This is a genomic window from Chitinophaga solisilvae (genome assembly GCF_009928525.1).
In the GTDB taxonomy this organism is placed as follows: domain Bacteria; phylum Bacteroidota; class Bacteroidia; order Chitinophagales; family Chitinophagaceae; genus Chitinophaga; species Chitinophaga solisilvae.
Window position 1 is genome coordinate 173,048 of sequence record NZ_JAABOK010000014.1, and the last position, 17,747, is coordinate 190,794.

A 17,747-nucleotide genomic window follows, 5' to 3' on the forward strand; every position below is an offset into this window, starting at 1 on the left:
CTTTTACCAGACAACAGAAACCTATGCAACATAAAACCATTGTGGCCCGCAGTCCGCTGCTGACAGCGCCATTGCATGACGCTTTCCCCGTAACGCCCCAGCAGAAAAGGATGTGGATTATACATCAGCTGAATCCTTCCAGTACCGCTTATAATTCTCCCGTTGTCAGAAAAGTGACGGGCAGCATTCACATTCCCCGCCTGCGGCAGGCCTTTGAACTGCTGCTGGCCCGGCATGAACAACTGAGAGCATCCTTCGCGCTGGAACGGGATGAACCGGTACAGTACATTCAACAGAAAGCGCCACCCTTTACTTTCAGCTATCATGAGCAGATACCGGACGAACAGATTCCGTCATTCATCAGCAGCTTCATACAACCTTTCCGGCTGGATCAGGCGCCGCTCTTCAGGGCCGGCCTGCTGAAAACCGGCACAGACAGTCATATGCTGATGATCGATATGCATCACATCATATCAGATCTCAGATCGGAAGAACTGCTTTTACAGGATCTCTTCCGGCTGTATAACCAGGAGACTTTACCACCACTTACCGTACAATACACCGGTTATGCCGCGTGGCTCAGCAATAATATTTCACCCGAACGGCTAAACGAAGCAGAAGTATTCTGGTCTGCCGCCCTGAGTGAAGACATGCCGCTGCTGGAACTGCCGGCCGACTTCAAACGTCCGGCTGTATTTGATTTCAGCGGCAGTATCGATCATTATCCTGTCAGCGGGGAAGTAGCGCATCGTTTAAAGATGATGGCTGCCGCGCATAACATTCCTCTGTACAGGATATGCCTGTCTGCCTTATTTGTATTGCTCCATAAGTACAGTCACCAGGAAAACATCATCATCGGCATGCCCAGGGAAATACGCCCGGACCCTGCGCATGAAAATATATGCGGGCTGTTCATCAACACGTTGCCTGTAACGGCGTCTCTGAAGCCCGACATGACTTTCCGCGAACTGCTGTCAGCGGTCAGCGCCTATACCAGCGGAGCAGAACAACATTTTTTCTATGATGTAGGTAAACTGGTAGAAAAATATTGCGGACAGCGGGATCCCGGCAGGAACCCGATGTACGATGTATTATTCTTTCACCAGCAGCAGCAATCTGCCACCATTGGTGAGCTGGAAGTCAGCCCGGTGACCTTCACGCATCATAAAGCAGAACTGGATCTCACCTTTGGTATCATTGAAACAGATGACCGGCTTGACTTCTCCATAGAATACTACAGCCGCCTGTTCCGGAAAGCCACTATTGTGCGGATGGCCCGGCATTTTCAGCACCTGCTGGATACGCTCAGCAGTCAGCAGGATATAACGCTGGCAGATATCAGCCTGCTCAGCGACACAGAGGAACAGCAGCAGCTGCAGGCATTCCGGGGTATCAGCAGCGCCTATCCGTCATGTACCATTCATCAGTTGCTGGAAGAAAAAGCGCAGCTGACGCCGGCACATCCGGCGCTGGTATTCCGGCACCAGGTGCTAACCTATGCACAGCTGCATGAAAGCAGCAACCAGGTAGCCGGTATCATCCGCGCTGCCGGCATTGCTCCCGGCGCCGTCATCGGGCTGCTGACCACTCCCTGCTGCGAAATGGTGACCGGTATTTTTGGTATCCTGAAAGCGGGATGTGTTTACTTACCGGTAGATACCAGTTTTCCGGAAGAAAGAATTGCCGCCATGCTGGAAGACAGCCAGGTGGCCGTATTGCTGGTACAGCAGCAGTTGTTATCTGCCGCCCGTGTATTTAAACGTGATATTATTGTACTGGATGCGCCGCAGGTACAGCAGGCAGACAGACACTTTGTACCTGCCGGTACAGACGCCGCTTCCCCGGCCTGCATCATTTATACTTCCGGCACCACCGGCAAGCCGCAGGGTATCATTATCCGGCATTTCAACATCATCAGAACAACCGTTAGCACCGACTATATTACTATTACGGCGGCAGACAGGCTACTGCAATTATCCAATTATGCTTTCGACGCTTCGCTGTTTGATATTTTCGGCGCTCTGCTCAATGGCGCCACACTGGTTATTGCAGCGCCGGAAGTCAGGCAGGACATACATCGTATTGCGCAATTGATACAGGAGCAGCAGATCACCGTTTCCTTTATGACCACCGCACTTTTCAATGCAATAGCCGAAAATATTCCGGAGGCACTGACGCCACTGAGGAAAGTGCTCTCCGGCGGAGAAGCCGCCTCCGTCAGCCATATGCGGAAAGCCCTGCAGCTGCTGGGTCCGGGCCGGCTGTTAAACTTGTACGGCCCTACGGAAGGAACCGTTTTCTCTTCCTGGTATCCTGCCGATCATATCCCCGCAGATGCAGATACCATTCCTATCGGATATCCGGTATCCAACACACAGCTGTATATCGTGAGCGGTAATGTATTAGCACCAGCGGGCATTCCGGGAGAACTGTGCATTGCCGGCGACGGGCTCGCTGCCGGTTACCTCGACACAGCACGTATGCAGGGCAGATTCACCACACTGCCGCAGTTGCCGGGCGTAACCGTATACCGCAGCGGTGATCTGGTGAAGCAAAGAGAAGATAATGCTATCATGTTTCTGGGAAGAATTGACCAGCAGACAAAAATACGTGGCTTCCGTATTGAACCGGAAGAAATAGCCGTGAAACTCCGTAGCTGCCGGGGCATACAAAACGCGGTGGTGATTGTCCGCTCACATGCCGACGGCGATAAATACCTGCAGGCATATTACACCGTGCAGCAGGATACCACTGTTACCATACAGCAACTGCATCACTACCTGTCCGGTCAGCTTCCTTCCTACATGATACCATCCGTGTATACACAGGTAGATGAATTACCACTGACGAGCAACGGTAAAATTGACCGGCGGAAACTGGCCGCCCTGGCGGCCGGCACGTCATTATCCCGGCATACCGGCACAACGCCCCGCAACGATACGGAAAAAGAGATTGCAGTTATCTGGAGCAGCCTGCTGAAAACGGAAAACCCGGATATACATCAGAACCTCTTCGAATGCGGCGGACATTCCCTTACAGCAACGATACTGGCGGTTAGACTGCAACAGGTATTCCGGACTACGCTGCCGCTGAGTGAAGTATTCCGGCATCCCACCATTGCAGGGCTGGCAGCCATGATAGATGCTGCAGCAGCAACGCCGCAACAGCAGCATTACACCATCAGTCCGGGCCGCCGGCAGCCCTCCTACCCGCTGAGTTTTTCCGAAACCATGGTATATGTTCATCAGCACAGCACGCAGCATAACCATAGCTACAACTCCATCTTCCCGATGCTCATCACCGGAACGCCGGATGTGGCAAAGCTGGAGCAGGCATTGAGAATACTGGTACAGCGGCACGAAATTTTCCGCACCGCCTACCTCCTGCACAAAGGAGTGCCAGTTAAAAAAATCGCCGCAAAGGCAGACATATCACTGCACTACCAGGAAGGTACAGAAGCGGATATTCCCGCTATGGTGCAGCAATTACGGGCAGCGTACAACCTGGCAGCGCCACCGCTTTTCCGGGCAGTATTACTGAAGCTGGCAACAGATAAATATTTCTTTGCGCTCGCCAATCATCATATCATTTCAGATGGCATCACCGAAACCCTGTTCATGTACGAGATAGGCCAGCTGTATCAGGGCGCGGAACTCAAACCCGTCAGGCTGCAGCACAGAGACTATGTCCAATGGCAGCAGGAGCAGTGGGCGGCAGGATACTACCGCAGCAGTGAACAGTTCTGGCTGGAACATCTCCATGGAACATTGCCGGTACTCGCGTTGCCATGCGATTTCCGGCGGCCCGCGCAGGCAACATTCGACGGGCATACGGTCACCATTAGTACCGATACCGTTTTATCCCGGCAGCTGCAGGCATTTGCAGCCGCTCATCAGACATCGCTGTTTATTGTATTGCTGACAGCCTACACCACTTTACTGCACAAATACACAGACCAGGAAGATATTATTGTCGGCGTTCCGCTCGCAAACAGGATGCATGCTGACCTGCAGGAAATCATGGGCATGTTTGTCAATATGGTTCCCTGGAGAAGCTATCCACAGCCAGGTAAGCCGTTCTCTTCCTATCTGCAGGAAATAAAAGAAACAGCCGCCGGTGTTTACCAATATCAGGATTATCCGTTTGAAAAACTTGTCAATGCCCTGCAGCTGAAGAAAGATACCTCCCGGAATCCCCTGTTTGATACCATATTTGCCCTGCACAGTACCGGACTGCCCTTACCGGCAATAGACGGATTGCACATACAACCCTGTCCCGTAACTGATAACGCGACCAAAGTAGATCTTACGGTAGAAGTACTGGAAGATGCCGGCACACTGAAAATCAGTTTTAAATACAACACCGGCTTATTCCGGGAAGCTGCCATACAACGGATGGCCGGGCATTACCTGCAGCTGCTGACAGGCATTGTAACCCATCCCACCAAACAGCTGAGGGAAATGGAGCTGCTGACAGCAGCGGAACAGCAGCAATTGCTATCCGCATTTAATCCTCCGGGACCAACGCTTACGGCAGACAGCCACCTGTTCCGGTTATTTGAGGAACAGGTACTGTTACGGCCGGAGCATACAGCCGTAGTCCTGCAGGATACGCAGCTCACTTACCGGGAGCTGCATACATGGGCGGAATATTATGCCGCGCAGTTAATAGCAGCCGGAGCAGACAGTCATACAAAAACCGCGGTTATCATGGACCGCTCTCCGGAGATGATTGTTGCTATCTGGGCTATCCTGCGCATCGGCGCTACCTATGTACCGATAGATCCTGATTACCCGTCGGAGCGAATTGCGTTTATGCTGCAGGACAGCGGAGCGGCTGTTTGTCTGACTACCTACGCTGTTTACGCCTCCGTACAGATACCCTTCAGCGGAAACATGCTGGTTGTAGATACAGACAATATGCCACCGGACCTTCCGGCTGAATTGCCCGCTATTACTGCTCCTGCCGGCCCTGCATATATCATGTACACCTCCGGCTCCACCGGAGCGCCTAAAGGTGTTGCCATACAACATCATAATGTGATACGCACCGTGGTACAAACGAATTACATCAGTATTACACCGGAAGACAGTATCCTGCAGGTATCCAACTATGTTTTTGACGGATCTGTATTTGACATTTTTGGCGCATTGCTGAACGGCGCCACACTGGTACTGATAAAACAGGAAACGCTGTCTGATACCGGTCAGCTGGAAGCGCTGATAAAAGAACAGGGTGTCTCCATCATGTTTATCACCACCGCACTGTTCAACGTGTATGTACAACATTGTCCTGAAATTTTTGATACCGTGAGAAAGCTGTTGTTCGGCGGAGAGCAGGTATCACCGTCTCATGTACGGCTGGCACTGGAACAGCTGGGCAGTGATAAGGTGATACATGTTTACGGGCCGACAGAGAATACGGTATTCAGTACAGCATATGCTGTCCGGGACATCGCAGGCGATGAAGTTCCCATCGGTATTCCGCTGGCCGGCACACAGGCATATGTGTTTAACAACAGTAACCGCCTGAATCCGGTGGGCATACCGGGAGAACTATATCTGTCGGGCAACGGCATAGGCCCGGGATACTGGAACAGGGCGGAGCTGAACAGAGAACGTTTTCCGGAGAACCCCTTCCATCGCGGTACCCGCATGTACAAAACAGGCGACCTGGTGAAATGGCAGGAAGACGGTAACCTGGTATTCCTCGGAAGAATGGATCAGCAGGTAAAAGTACGCGGGTTCCGTATTGAACCGGGAGAAATAGAAAACAGGCTGGGCACATATCCCGGTATCGATCAGTGTGCCGTCATCGTAAAAGAGAATATGCATACCGGGGAGAAGGGATTATATGCTTATTACAGCGCCACGGAAGAGGTGCAGTCCGAAGCGCTGAAAAGCTACCTGGGTCAGCATCTGCCTCCCTACATGATACCAGACTGGTTCACCCGGTTGTACAGGTTGCCGCTGAATACGAACGGTAAAATAAACAGAAAGGCACTGGCTGAAGATGCAGATATACACCCGGAAGATAACGGCAGCCGGCAGGAACAGACGTTTGTTTCTCCCGTCACTTCCAAAGAACAGGCTGTTGCTGCTGTCTGGAGAAAAGTATTCGGTCTTGACAAAGTAAGTATACAGGATAATTTCTATGCACTCGGCGGGCATTCCCTGAAAGCGTTACATGTAGTGAACCTGCTGCAGCAGGAAGGGTTTGTGATTACCGTGAATGACCTGTTCAATCACCCTACCATACAGGAGCTGGCAGCGGTAGTGAGCTGGCAGCAGGCAGTTCCGAAGAAGAAGCGCAATGTAAAAGTGCAGGCCGCACAGGAGGAACAGGAATATCCGCTGTCGGCTGTACAGCAACGTTTCCTGCAGCGTCCCTTGCGTAATCATAATATTTTCAACAGTCCGTTTCTGATCGCGCTGAGGCATCCCGTTCCGGTGGATACAATGCTGGCAGCATGGCAGGGCATCCTGGAGCAGCATCCGGTGCTGACATCTTATTTCCGTCAGCTGCCCGATGGCCGGTGGCGGCAGTGTTACAGGCCGCTGGCAGCATCGTCGTATTTCTCGCAGATAACGCTGGAACAGGTTCCTGCCACGGAGCAGCAGCAGTATATTTCGGACCACTGCCATGCCTTGCAGCAACAGTTTTCACTTACAGCTGGGCCGCTGTTCCGGGTAGTATTGTTTGAAGATTACCTGCAGCCCGGGCAACAGGTGTTGTTCTTTCTCTTTCATCACCTGATCTCTGATGGTATCTCCTGGCAGGTAGTTATCGGGGAGTTCAGGCAGCGATGCCTGGAGCCTGGTACTCCGCTTCCGGCCGGGAGTGCCACGTACGCGGAATGGTGCCGGCAGCTGGAACAGTATGCACGGAAAGGGAAGTTCAAATCAGCCGCTACCTACTGGAATAAAGTGTTGCAGAAAGGGCAGCCTTTTCTGCCGGACATGTCGCCCGATGTAAAACCGCTGCAGAAAGAAATGACTTATTTCGAAGCGGAAGCCATTACTTCGGCAGCGGAACTCTCCCGTTTACATGAGGCGGTAGGATATTACAAGGCCAACGTATTCACCCTCCTGTTGTCTGCCTTCTTCTGTGCCACCAGGGAGTTGCAGGACCGTAGGAATCTGCCGTTATATGTGATGACAGCACAACGGGAATCCTTTTTTCCGGGAATGGATATTCAGCAGACAGTAGGATTCTTTGCAGGGGCATATCCTGTGTGCCTGGAAGCAGCCGCACCGGTGAACGGTCAGTACAGCCATACCGTTCAGTCAATAAAAGATATGCTGCTGCGTGTTCCCAAAGGCGGAATGGATTACTTTGTCATGAAGCATCTGCCGTTGCCGGTTCCTATGCTGACTGCGCAGGAACCTGTATACCCGATACTGTTTCATTTCATGAACCTCTCGCCGGGTCTGCAGGATAGTGACTTCTTTACGCCCTTACAGCTGCCCGTCGGGCTAACACATGATCCGGAAAATCCTTCCGCCTATCTCATTAATATCACGGCGGTATCCGGGCCGGAAGGATTGAAAACTACTTTTTACTACAGCGGAAGGCACTTTTATCAAAGCACGATAGCAGCGCTTTTCAGGGCATTCCGGCAACACCTGTTACAGATAATCAACACTTACCACCCGTAATTTTTTTTGTATGAAGATATTTGAATATTGTCCCTTTTTTAATGAGCATAAGATTGCTTCCATGAAGATCCGGGAAACCGGTTACTGGATTGATGAACTCCATATCTGTGAGGCCGACAGAAATTTCAGCTATGAAGACAAGCCTTATCTCTTTGATACTGCTATGCTGAGCGATAAGGTAAAATATCACCGGATAGCGGCGACAGACCTGTTCAGGCCGGCATTACCGGAACAGTCTTACTATCACCCGGATAATTGTCCGCCGGAACAGTTTGACCAATGGTACTGGCACATACTTACGCATAATATGGGCTATCACAATGAAGCGATGCAGCGGAACTACTGTCATATCCTGAAGGATATAGCCGGAGATGATGACATCATCATCCTCTCAGACCTGGATGAATTCCTGGACAGCCGGCTGGCCGACAGGATCATTGATACCGTAAAGAAGCACCAGATCATTACGGTGAAGCTGCATTTCTCTGTCTTTTACCTGAACCTGTTTTCAGATAAAAGTCATGGTGTAGACGACTTCAGCTACCGGACCTATATCATGACCGGAAAATATTTCCGTAAAATGCCTTTCACCGGTGATTATCTCCGGAAGAAAGGCATTTCCGGCGGCCTTTTAAAAACGGTGCACTGCACAGAGGAATTTATGGGTTTCCATCATTCATGGCTGCAGCCCGCTGCCAATGCCTTCACCAAGCTGAAAGCATTTGAAGCAAATGTGAAAGACAAGGCGCTTATCAGAAGTGATTTTGCAGAACAATGCATCAGGGACAAACGTCTTCCCTATCTGGATGCCTCCTTGTACATTGATAACGAGAAACCCTTCCTGCGATGCGTAACCGAGTCCGATACGCAGGGACTATGGATGTGATTATTTTATTATTTGAGATTTAGCAGCCAATCCTGGTTTTGCCTTGAACGGCAAGGCTCAGCAGCAACCAGGATTGGCTGCTAAATCTCAAATAATAAAATAATAAAATGAATGTTTATTAGAGAATATCTATTTTTTGTTGTTTACGTTGTTTGTAATATTCCTTTTGTTATTTTCATGCAAACGATTGCACTAAACAGGCATAACATAATTCCACGTCGCTAACCCTTATTGATTAATATAAAATTCCATTATGAAAACGAACACCCTTTTTCATTGCCTCGCCGCGGGCATGCTTTCTGCTGCTGCATTATTATTTTCCTGTGGGAAACAACAACTGAAAGACAGTCTGGATGCCGGCTCGCGGGCACAGCTGCAGGCGGGAGCAGATGTTGCTGCTGCACCAGCCGTATTTGTACATCCTGGCGTCATGAACACACAGGCCAGTCTTGACTTCATCGGCAGCCAGGCAAATGGCGGAGATGCCACCCGAACGGCCTATTATCAGAAAGTAATTGATTATGTAGACAGTCATCCGGTACCTGCCTCCTTTTATGCTACCGTAGTAGTTGGTTCCAATGGCGCCACCTCTCCCTCCAAATCGCAGATCAGGAAGGATGCCGAACTAGCCTATGCCTTAGCGCTGAGATGGGCTAAAACAGGCACGCAGAGCTGGGCAGACAAATGCATTCAGATATTGAACGGCTGGTCCTACACCTTCCGCAACTACGCATTGCTGGATGCTTCCACCAATGCCAATCAACCTGGACTGGAAGCTTCCTGGACCACCCCCAGCTTTGTAGCGGCAGCAGAAATCATGCGCTATTACCAGATCAATGGCCATGGCTCCGGATGGTCTGCCGCAGACATCAACCAGTTCGCCTCCTATCTCAACAACGTCAAAAATAACTACATCAACAACATGCCGGTATATAACAACAACTGGAACGCCTCGCAGGGCTACGCCAAAATGGCTATCGGCATTTTCCTGAACAGCGCTGCGGTATACCAGAGCGGCTATGATCTCATCACCATCTATCTGCCCATCATTGTGCAATCAAACGGTAATATACCTGAATACTGCAACCGCCAGGATTGTGTACACTTCCAGTACTCGCTGACAGCCTTCGCCTATGCAGCCCAGCTGGCACAAATCCAGGGAGACAATTCCCTGTGGACTGCCAGCAACAGCCGCATCAGCGCAGGCTATGACTATATGCGCGCCGCCTACGCACGCACCACCAGCTGTACTTACTGCTCTACCTCCAGTCCCGTATTCCCCGGCACCGAAGTAGCCTCCAACCACTACCAGACCAGCAACCTGGCCTATTTAAGAGGATTACAGGCGCCACTGGGCGTACCTAATGATAATACGTTTCTGGGCTTTACGTCGTATACCCATTATAATGTCAGCAACCTGAGATAAAGAATTATGAATTATGAATGATGAATTATGAGTTAAGGCGAAGATTTAAGCGAGTAATTTTTTTCGCTCGCTTAAATCTTCGCCTTAACTCATAATTCATCATTCATAATTCATAATTACATATCATAGTATTCCAGCACCAGATACGGCTTCCTCGATGCATCCGGCTGATCGGTGGAACAGAAAATTCTGATGTTGTAGCTGTTTGTTTCATTCTGCAGCTGTGCCATCAGGCCAAGGGCACCGATAGTAGGGCCTTCTGCTATAACCTGTTTCATCATAGCCGTTAAATCGATCTGAAGATCCTGGAAAGGCTGATTGGTATGCGGTACCAGCACCTGGTTTACTGTTGTAACGGTGGGCTGGTTAAACCAGTTAAACTGATTTATAGTGGTAATATTCAGGGAGCTGGTAACTCTTCTGATATAAAAGGCATTGCTGGTTCCTGAATTGGCATGTACCTGATCACCGTTGCCAACCGGATGCGGATCAGAGAACAAAACGAGCTTCGCGGACTTCAGGATATTCGGATCACCGGAAGCAATAGGCAGCGTAGTAAAAAAAATACTCCTGTACGTATACCAGATACCCTTTACCGTCCATCTGCCGGCAATAAACTGGCGATAGGGATAGATGGTACCATCAGTCTGTGCATTACCGAACAGCATAGTTGTTTTCTCTTCATAAAACCCGCGTGCTGAAGGAGAAGTACTAAGTGGTATCGTATCAAAATGCGTTTTCCGGCTAGCATTTTTACTGACATCAGGCAGAACTTCAGTGGCATTCATTTCCTTTTTACATCCGGAGGCTACGACTAGGGCAAGCAGCAACAATGCCGTCAGGCGGCAGATAGAATGGCGTTTCATGGCGTTATATTTTGGTGATATAGTGAGAATGGGTCGAGTACAACAACACCATGAAAATAACGCAACATTTTGTTGGCAGCAACTATTTCGAAAACAAGAAAACTTTGGTTTATTTTATTATTTTATTATTTGGTTATTTGAGATTTGGAATGCATCGGAGATTTTAGCGTAGATAAAAGTTGTTTCTATCTTTACTGTATTTTAAATCTCAAATAACCAAATAATAAAATAACAAACGTTCCTCTCCGCTGCATTTTAAATCTCAAATAACCAAATAATAAAATAACAAACGTTCCTCTTCGCTGCATTTTAAATCTCAAATAACCAAATAATAAAATAATTAAATCCCCTTATTCTCTGCCTCCAGTAAATAATCCAGGAGCTGGTCCGGGCCGGAGAAATCTTTTTCTCTGAATGATTGGTGGTATCTGCTGTTGATGATTTTCAGGAGTGATTTTTTACTGTAGTTTGTTTCGGGGATATTCCAGATTTTTCTGTCATTTCTCAATACAATGATTGATTCCAGGGAATACCGGTTTGTCTGTGACTGGTTGTTGGTCCCGTCATATATGGTATCGTCTTTATCATAGCTCCGGTAGAGTACACGCAGGTTATTCTTCTCTTTCAGTACCTGCCATAGGTAGCTGCCATAAAACATATATACCAGGGAGTCTTGTTTGTCTGCCGATTTTATCTTTGCCTGAAATAAGGACAGCAGCGGAATACGCTTTATGCTGTCTTTTCCTTCCCCACCGGTATTAACCAGGAAGAAAGGCTGAAAATTTGGCCCCCGGAAGCCAGTGATATTCGTTACCTGCCGGTTGTAAAGGGTATCTTTCAGTACTTCTCCTTTCTTTCCGGGCCTTCCGTAAATGAAATCTCCGGTGCCCGTCAGCTTCGTTTTCTGGCCGGAAGCGGTAAGGGAAATGCTGCAGACACAGCACAGTTGCAGGGATAGCATCAGCATTCCCTGTCTGAAATGTTTCAGTATCATCATATCATTTTAAAAAAATTCATTGACAGCAGCAAACAAAATATGCCTGAACCTATATTTCACGATGACATACAACCGTTGGCAGTAATAAGGATAGATTACTTTCGCTGCATGTAACATCCGGGTATTACCAATAAACGCCGGTCTTTTTATAGATTTATCTCAGCATCCTGAATCTTGATTTTTTTACAAAAACCATACCTGTATTTTAACAATTCCTGTTATACATTTATGGGGAAGAAAAACTAATAAGCTGATATGACGAGCAGAAGTGAATACCAGATGATGCAGCTGATAATGGATACCGCTACGGCCGATACGCGGATCAGAGCTGTACTGTTAAACGGTTCCCGGGCAAATCCCCGCGTGACGCCGGATATATTCCGGGACTATGATATCATCTGTGTGGTGACAGCTCTTGCCCCGTTCCTGGCGGATCATAGCTGGATAGATGTCTTCGGGGAACGTATGATCCTGCAGATGCCGGAAGCTATGGAGCTGTATCCGCCGGAGCTGGACGGCGCATTTTCCTACCTGATGCAGTTTATGGATGGCAACCGTATTGATCTTACCCTGGTGCCGGCAGACAGGCTGGAGGATTTCCTGGAAGACAGTCTTTGTAAAGTAATGCTGGACAAAGATCACCTCCCTGCATTAGCTGACCTGGCGCCTTCCGGTGACTCCTCCTATCATGTAAACCCACCTGCTGCACAGGAATTCAGCGATTGCTGCAATGAATTTCTCTATACGGCTACCGGGCTTGCAAAAGGTATCTGGCGGAAACAAACAGTGCTGGTAAAGCAACTTTTTTATACGGTTACCCAGGGCGCCCTGATACAGATGCTGGACTGGCATATCGGTTGCCGGCACAACTTTTCTGTCAACGCCGGGAAATACGGAAAATTCTATCCGCAACTACTGGAGCCAGAGTTGTATGCAGCGTTGCTCTCTACCTACCGCACCGCGGAAACCGGCGAAACCTGGGAGGCGCTGTTTACCGCCATGGACCTCTTCCACAAGGCTGCGCAGGCAGTTGCCGGGCACGCCGGCTTTACCTATCCGGAAGAGGAGCACCGGAAAATCACCGCATACCTGAAACATGTGCAACAGCTGCCGGAGGATGCAAAGCAGATATATCTGTAAGTAGCAATAATCGTAATGAGCGGGTAAGCATGATGTAACAGCCATTTATATGGCCGTTTTCTATTCCCCCGCAAAAAACGCCCTGAAAGATCCGGGCATCCACTTTCTCCCGTATATAATACCGGAAACCGCACGGCAGCACCTCAAATTAACCGGCTTATGTAACAGCTATAAATCATCTGTACAGCACTGTGTGCCTGTACTCTCTCCTCTGACATTCCCATTATTCATTTTAAAAAACTATCCATGAAAACAGAAGTAACCAACATCCTGTTGACAGGCGCCACCGGCATTCTGGGTAGCGAGGTAATGTATCAGCTGCTGGCAGCGTACGCCTCCGGCGAATTATCTGGAAAATTAGTATTGCTCATCAGAAGTATCCCTGAAAAAACGGCGGAAGAAAGACTGCTGCATATGCTGGAATATCCGGAGCGACCGCAGTATATTCATCTGTATAGTACGGCTCAGCTCATGGAGCATATCCTGCTCATAGATGCAGTATATTATCAGCTCACTCCGGCAGACACAGCGGCCATCGCCGCTCAGGGACCGTTGTATCTGATACACAGCGCTGCCTCTACCAATATGGGTTATACAGCGGAGGCACTCCGGGAAATATACCAGCTGAATTATCTTGGCACCCTGTATCTGCTGAAAACACTGACACCCTACCTTCGGAAATTTACCTTTATCAGCACTATCTATTCAAAAGATATACTCAAAGGAGCCATCACAGACGAATATATAAACCTCCATGAAGATGGTCTGCCGGCGGACTGGAACATGGTCATGCCCCAATCTCCGTATATACTGTATAAAATTATTATAGAACGGGAGATAGTGACATGGTGTGTGCAACACCAGCTGGAATGGCAGATCCTTCGCCCGGGCCTGATAGGAGGCCGGTTAACAGATGCTCCGCTATATCATGCGGTAAAGTACAATGTATTTTATCAGGTGGGAATTGTATTTACCAACTGGAAGGCACGCAATTCCCACCTGCAGTTTCCGGCTCCCAGGATTGCCGGAAAGGCAACAACACAGATGGACATCGTACCGGTAGATTATGTGGCACAGGCCATATGCCGGGCCTTCCGCCATCCGGATATCCGGCAGCTTAATATCATACTTTCAAAGCCAATATCACTTAGGGAAATTGCGGATGAAGTATTCCGTCACCTTGAAGCAACGTATGAATTTACAGATCGCTTCCCCGATAACCAGACCCCGCAGGAAAGCTATTACTATCAGAAATGTGGGGAAGTATATACCAGATACCTGCTGATGCCCCCTCATCAGTTTAACACCTCCCGGCTCAGAGCACTCATGCACGATATACCCGAACCGGATATAACGGCCGTATTTCAGCAGCTGTATAGTTATGCGTATCAGCTGCGGTTCAGTACAGGATGGGAAAATTACAGATCGCAGAAGAAGGTAAAGGTGGCTTCGGGATTGAAATGCTGAATTGCGAATTACGAATTACGAATTACGAATGTAGAAGCGAAGATCAAAACGAAGATGAAAGGAGATAGCCATTGAATATTCTCCTTTCATCTTCGTTTTGATCTTCGCTTCTACATTCGTAATTCGTAATTCGTAATTCGCAATTCCCAACCATCTAGTTTGTAAACTGCATCGCACTCAGATTACGGTACACGCCGCCGTCTACGGTCAGCAGTTCATGGTGGGTGCCTTCTTCCACTACATAGCCATCGTCGAGTACTACGATTTTGTCTGCTTCGCGGACAGTTGCAAGGCGGTGGGCGATGATGATGGAGGTACGGCCTTCCATGAGTTTATCCAGGGCTTCCTGTACCAGTTTTTCCGATTCGGAGTCCAGTGCGGAGGTAGCTTCGTCCAGTATCAGGATACGTGGATTTTTGAGTACGGCGCGGGCAATGGCAATGCGCTGCCGCTGACCGCCGGAAAGCTGTACGCCACGGTCACCCACCAGGGTGTCCAGTCCGGCCGGGAAATGCTGTATGAATTCCCAGGCGTTGGCCTGTTTTGCGGCATGAATAATTTCTTCTTCTGTAGCGCCGGGTTTGCCGTAGGCAATATTTTCCCGGATAGAGCTGCCAAAAAGAAAGACATCCTGCAGCACAACTGCCATCTGGCTTCTGAGGGCCGAATACGGGAATTGCTTTCCGTCGCGGCCATCGAAGCTGATGCTGCCGGAAGCCGGATCATAAAAGCGAAGCAGTAAAGATACGATGGTGCTCTTTCCGGCGCCGCTGGGACCTACCAGCGCTACTTTCTGGTTAGCCTTCACCGAGAAGCTGATATCTTTCAGTACATGTACATCACTCCGGGAAGGGTAATGAAACGATACATTTCCGAAAGTGATTAACCCGTTCAGCAGGTATTCCGGTGGTATATGGGTACTGTCTGTCAGCTGTTCGGCCGGTTCATCCAGGATTTCCAGCAGATTCTCTGTTGCACCGATGCTCTTCTGCAGGTTGGTGTACACCTCCGCCAGCTCCGTCACCGCACCGCCGATGAAAGCAGAGTAGATAACAAATGACAGCAGCTCGCCGGCGGATTGCATCTCACCGGTGGCAATCAGTACGGAGCCTCTCCATATGACAGCGACCATCGCGCCGAAGATGCAGAGCATCAGGAATGACAGGAATGCGCCGCGGTACTTACCGCTCTTCATGCCTATATCAGCCGCTTCCAGGATTTTCTTCTTATAACGTTTCATCTCAAAAAACTCGTTGGCAAAAGCCTTAACATTCAGGATGCCCTGCAGCGTTTCTTCCAGAATGGTATTGGCTTCTGCCACGCGTGTCTGCGCTTCTTTTGAAAACCCGCGGATATATCTGCCGAAAACCAGTCCTACAACGAGGATAACAGGCAGCAGCAGTACCATGAAGAGGGTCAGTTTGGCGGAGGTGGTAATCAGCAATACAAAGCCGCCGGCCAGGATGATAACGTTCCTGATAAACTCTGCAATGGTGGTAGTAAAGGTTTCCTGCAACAGGGAAATATCTGCGGATATACGGCTGTTCAGCTCTCCCACCCTCCGGTTGAGAAAAAATTTCATCGGCAGCTGTATCAGGTGATTATAGATATGCTGCCGTAAGGATGACAATGTTTTCTCTGTTACGTTCACAAAAAATATCACCCGGAAAAAAGAACAAATGGCTTGTCCTATCAATATTGCTACCAGCGTAAATCCCAGCTGGTTTATCTCTGAAACCAGGTGTATTTTCTGTCCTGAATCCACCAGCTTTCCCAGCAGGTTGGGGATCATCAGACTGGATATACTGGAGGCCAGCAGCAATATCATACCTATGGTGAATTCAATCCAGTAGGGCTTCACATACTTGTATAAGCGTAAGGTTTGTTTGAAAGTACCTTTGCGCTGGCTGTTCTTTACTTCGTTCAATTCCATTGTAGCTTTCATTGTTAAGATTCAATGATGAAGGAATAATCTGTTATCCCCGGCGGCGGTCTGCCTGCCTTAATTATGCCAGTGTTGCCTGTACGGATACCTGAGCGCCCAGATGCTGACGCAGGGTATCATGTACGATGCCGAGCGCTTTCTCCAGGATGTCCTGCTCTACAGTCAGCGGCGGCAGTAATTTGATGACGCGGTCTTCGCGGCCCACGCATTCCACAATCAGTTGCTTCTTGAAACAGTCCTGCGCTATCTTCTTCGCCAGTAAAGTATCTTCAAAGCCCGATAAATCGATGCCCCACATCATACCCAGCCCGCGGATCCTGATACGTTCATCGGCAGTAGCTATTTCTTCATGCAGGAAACGGTTGATGAAGGCAGATTTTTCTTTTACAGCTGCTTCCAGGCCGGACTGCTCCCGGAATTCCAGGGCTGCCTTACCACCAATAAAGGCGAGCTGATAACCGCGGAAGGTACCGTTATGCTCTCCCGGCTGCCAGACATCCAGCTCTGGTTTAAACAGCAACATCGACATAGGCAGGCCGTAGCCGCTGAGTGATTTGGATAACACTACGATGTCGGGAACAATACCGGCGCGTTCAAAGGAGAAGAAATCGCCTGATCTGCCGCAGCCTATCTGAATATCATCGGCGATAAACAGGATACCATGTTTTTCACAGATGGCTTTCAGCTTTGCCAGCCATTGCGGGGAAGCCACATTTACACCACCTTCTGCCTGTACTGTTTCCAGGATAACGGCGGCAGGTTTTTCAATACCGGAGTGACCATCTTCCAGGATCATTTCAAAGTAGGCAAGACTGTCAAATCCGCCGCTGTTATTTTCAAAAGGCAGGAAGGTAACGTTGTGCAGTCCTACGCCTGCCGCCTTCCTGTTATATTCGTTGCTGGTCAGCGCCAGGCTGCCCTGTGACAGACCATGGTATCCTCCCATAAAAGAAATCACGTTGGAACGACGGGTATAATTACGCGCCAGTTTTAAAGCCGCTTCAATGGCGTTGGTACCGGTAGGGCCGCAGAACTGGAATTTGTAATGAAGACCACGGGGTTTCAGGAGCAGTTCATTGAAAGTGGTGATAAATTCACTTTTAGCTACCGTAAACAGATCCAGCCCCTGCATAATATAATCTTCCGTCATATAATCCAGCAGCTGTTTCTTGATGAAGTCATTGTTGTGCCCGTAGTTGAGTGCACCGGCGCCCATCAGGAAATCGATATAGGCGTCACCGTTATCTGTATACATCAGGGAACCTTTTGCTTTTCTGAATACGGCCGGAAAGCTTCTGGAATAGCTGCGTACATTGGATTCCAGTGTTTCGAAAACTTGTGTTAACATACAAACTGTTTTAA

Annotated in this window: 9 protein-coding genes; 5 read left to right on the forward strand and 4 right to left on the reverse strand. The window is 49.0% G+C overall.

From position 1 onward, the window contains the following. Positions 1-23 precede the first annotated feature (23 nt). From GWG06_RS24995 to GWG06_RS25005, 3 genes are all read left to right on the forward strand, one after another. On the forward strand, positions 24-7,658 hold the full coding sequence (locus GWG06_RS24995; RefSeq protein ID WP_160716839.1) for a non-ribosomal peptide synthetase: 7,635 nt from the start codon (positions 24-26) through the stop codon (positions 7,656-7,658). A 10-nt stretch (positions 7,659-7,668) separates the two neighbouring features. Continuing rightward, entirely contained in the window at positions 7,669-8,544 is an 876-nt protein-coding gene (locus GWG06_RS25000) for a hypothetical protein (protein WP_160716841.1), read from the forward strand. 253 nt (positions 8,545-8,797) lie between these two features. After that, positions 8,798-9,970 (forward strand): alginate lyase family protein, encoded by a 1,173-nt coding sequence (locus tag GWG06_RS25005; protein ID WP_173962680.1) that lies wholly within the window; start codon positions 8,798-8,800, stop codon positions 9,968-9,970. A gap of 116 nt (positions 9,971-10,086) precedes the next feature. Here the strand turns inward: GWG06_RS25005 and GWG06_RS25010 are convergent, their stop codons facing one another. Both GWG06_RS25010 and GWG06_RS25015 read right to left on the reverse strand, forming a co-directional pair. Beyond that, entirely contained in the window at positions 10,087-10,836 is a 750-nt protein-coding gene (locus GWG06_RS25010; RefSeq protein WP_160716843.1) for a hypothetical protein, read from the reverse strand. A gap of 340 nt (positions 10,837-11,176) precedes the next feature. Then, entirely contained in the window at positions 11,177-11,833 is a 657-nt protein-coding gene (locus tag GWG06_RS25015) for a hypothetical protein (RefSeq protein WP_160716845.1), read from the reverse strand. A 255-nt stretch (positions 11,834-12,088) separates the two neighbouring features. On the opposite strand from GWG06_RS25015, the gene GWG06_RS25020 reads away from it, so the two are divergent. Together GWG06_RS25020 and GWG06_RS25025 are read left to right on the forward strand one after the other, a co-directional pair. Next, complete coding sequence (locus GWG06_RS25020; RefSeq protein WP_160716847.1) at positions 12,089-12,973, forward strand: aminoglycoside 6-adenylyltransferase; 885 nt, start codon at positions 12,089-12,091, stop codon at positions 12,971-12,973. A gap of 246 nt (positions 12,974-13,219) precedes the next feature. Continuing rightward, entirely contained in the window at positions 13,220-14,440 is a 1,221-nt protein-coding gene (locus GWG06_RS25025) for an NAD-dependent epimerase/dehydratase family protein (RefSeq protein ID WP_160716849.1), read from the forward strand. Between the two features lie 154 nt (positions 14,441-14,594). Here the strand turns inward: GWG06_RS25025 and GWG06_RS25030 are convergent, their stop codons facing one another. Both GWG06_RS25030 and ectB read right to left on the reverse strand, forming a co-directional pair. Then, complete coding sequence (locus GWG06_RS25030; RefSeq protein WP_235938516.1) at positions 14,595-16,385, reverse strand: ABC transporter ATP-binding protein; 1,791 nt, start codon at positions 16,383-16,385, stop codon at positions 14,595-14,597. 61 nt (positions 16,386-16,446) lie between these two features. Beyond that, positions 16,447-17,733 carry a diaminobutyrate--2-oxoglutarate transaminase gene (gene ectB, locus GWG06_RS25035; RefSeq protein WP_127043447.1) on the reverse strand — a complete coding sequence of 429 codons (1,287 nt, stop codon included), beginning with the start codon at positions 17,731-17,733 and terminating at the stop codon, positions 16,447-16,449. Positions 17,734-17,747: the final 14 nt, after the last annotated feature.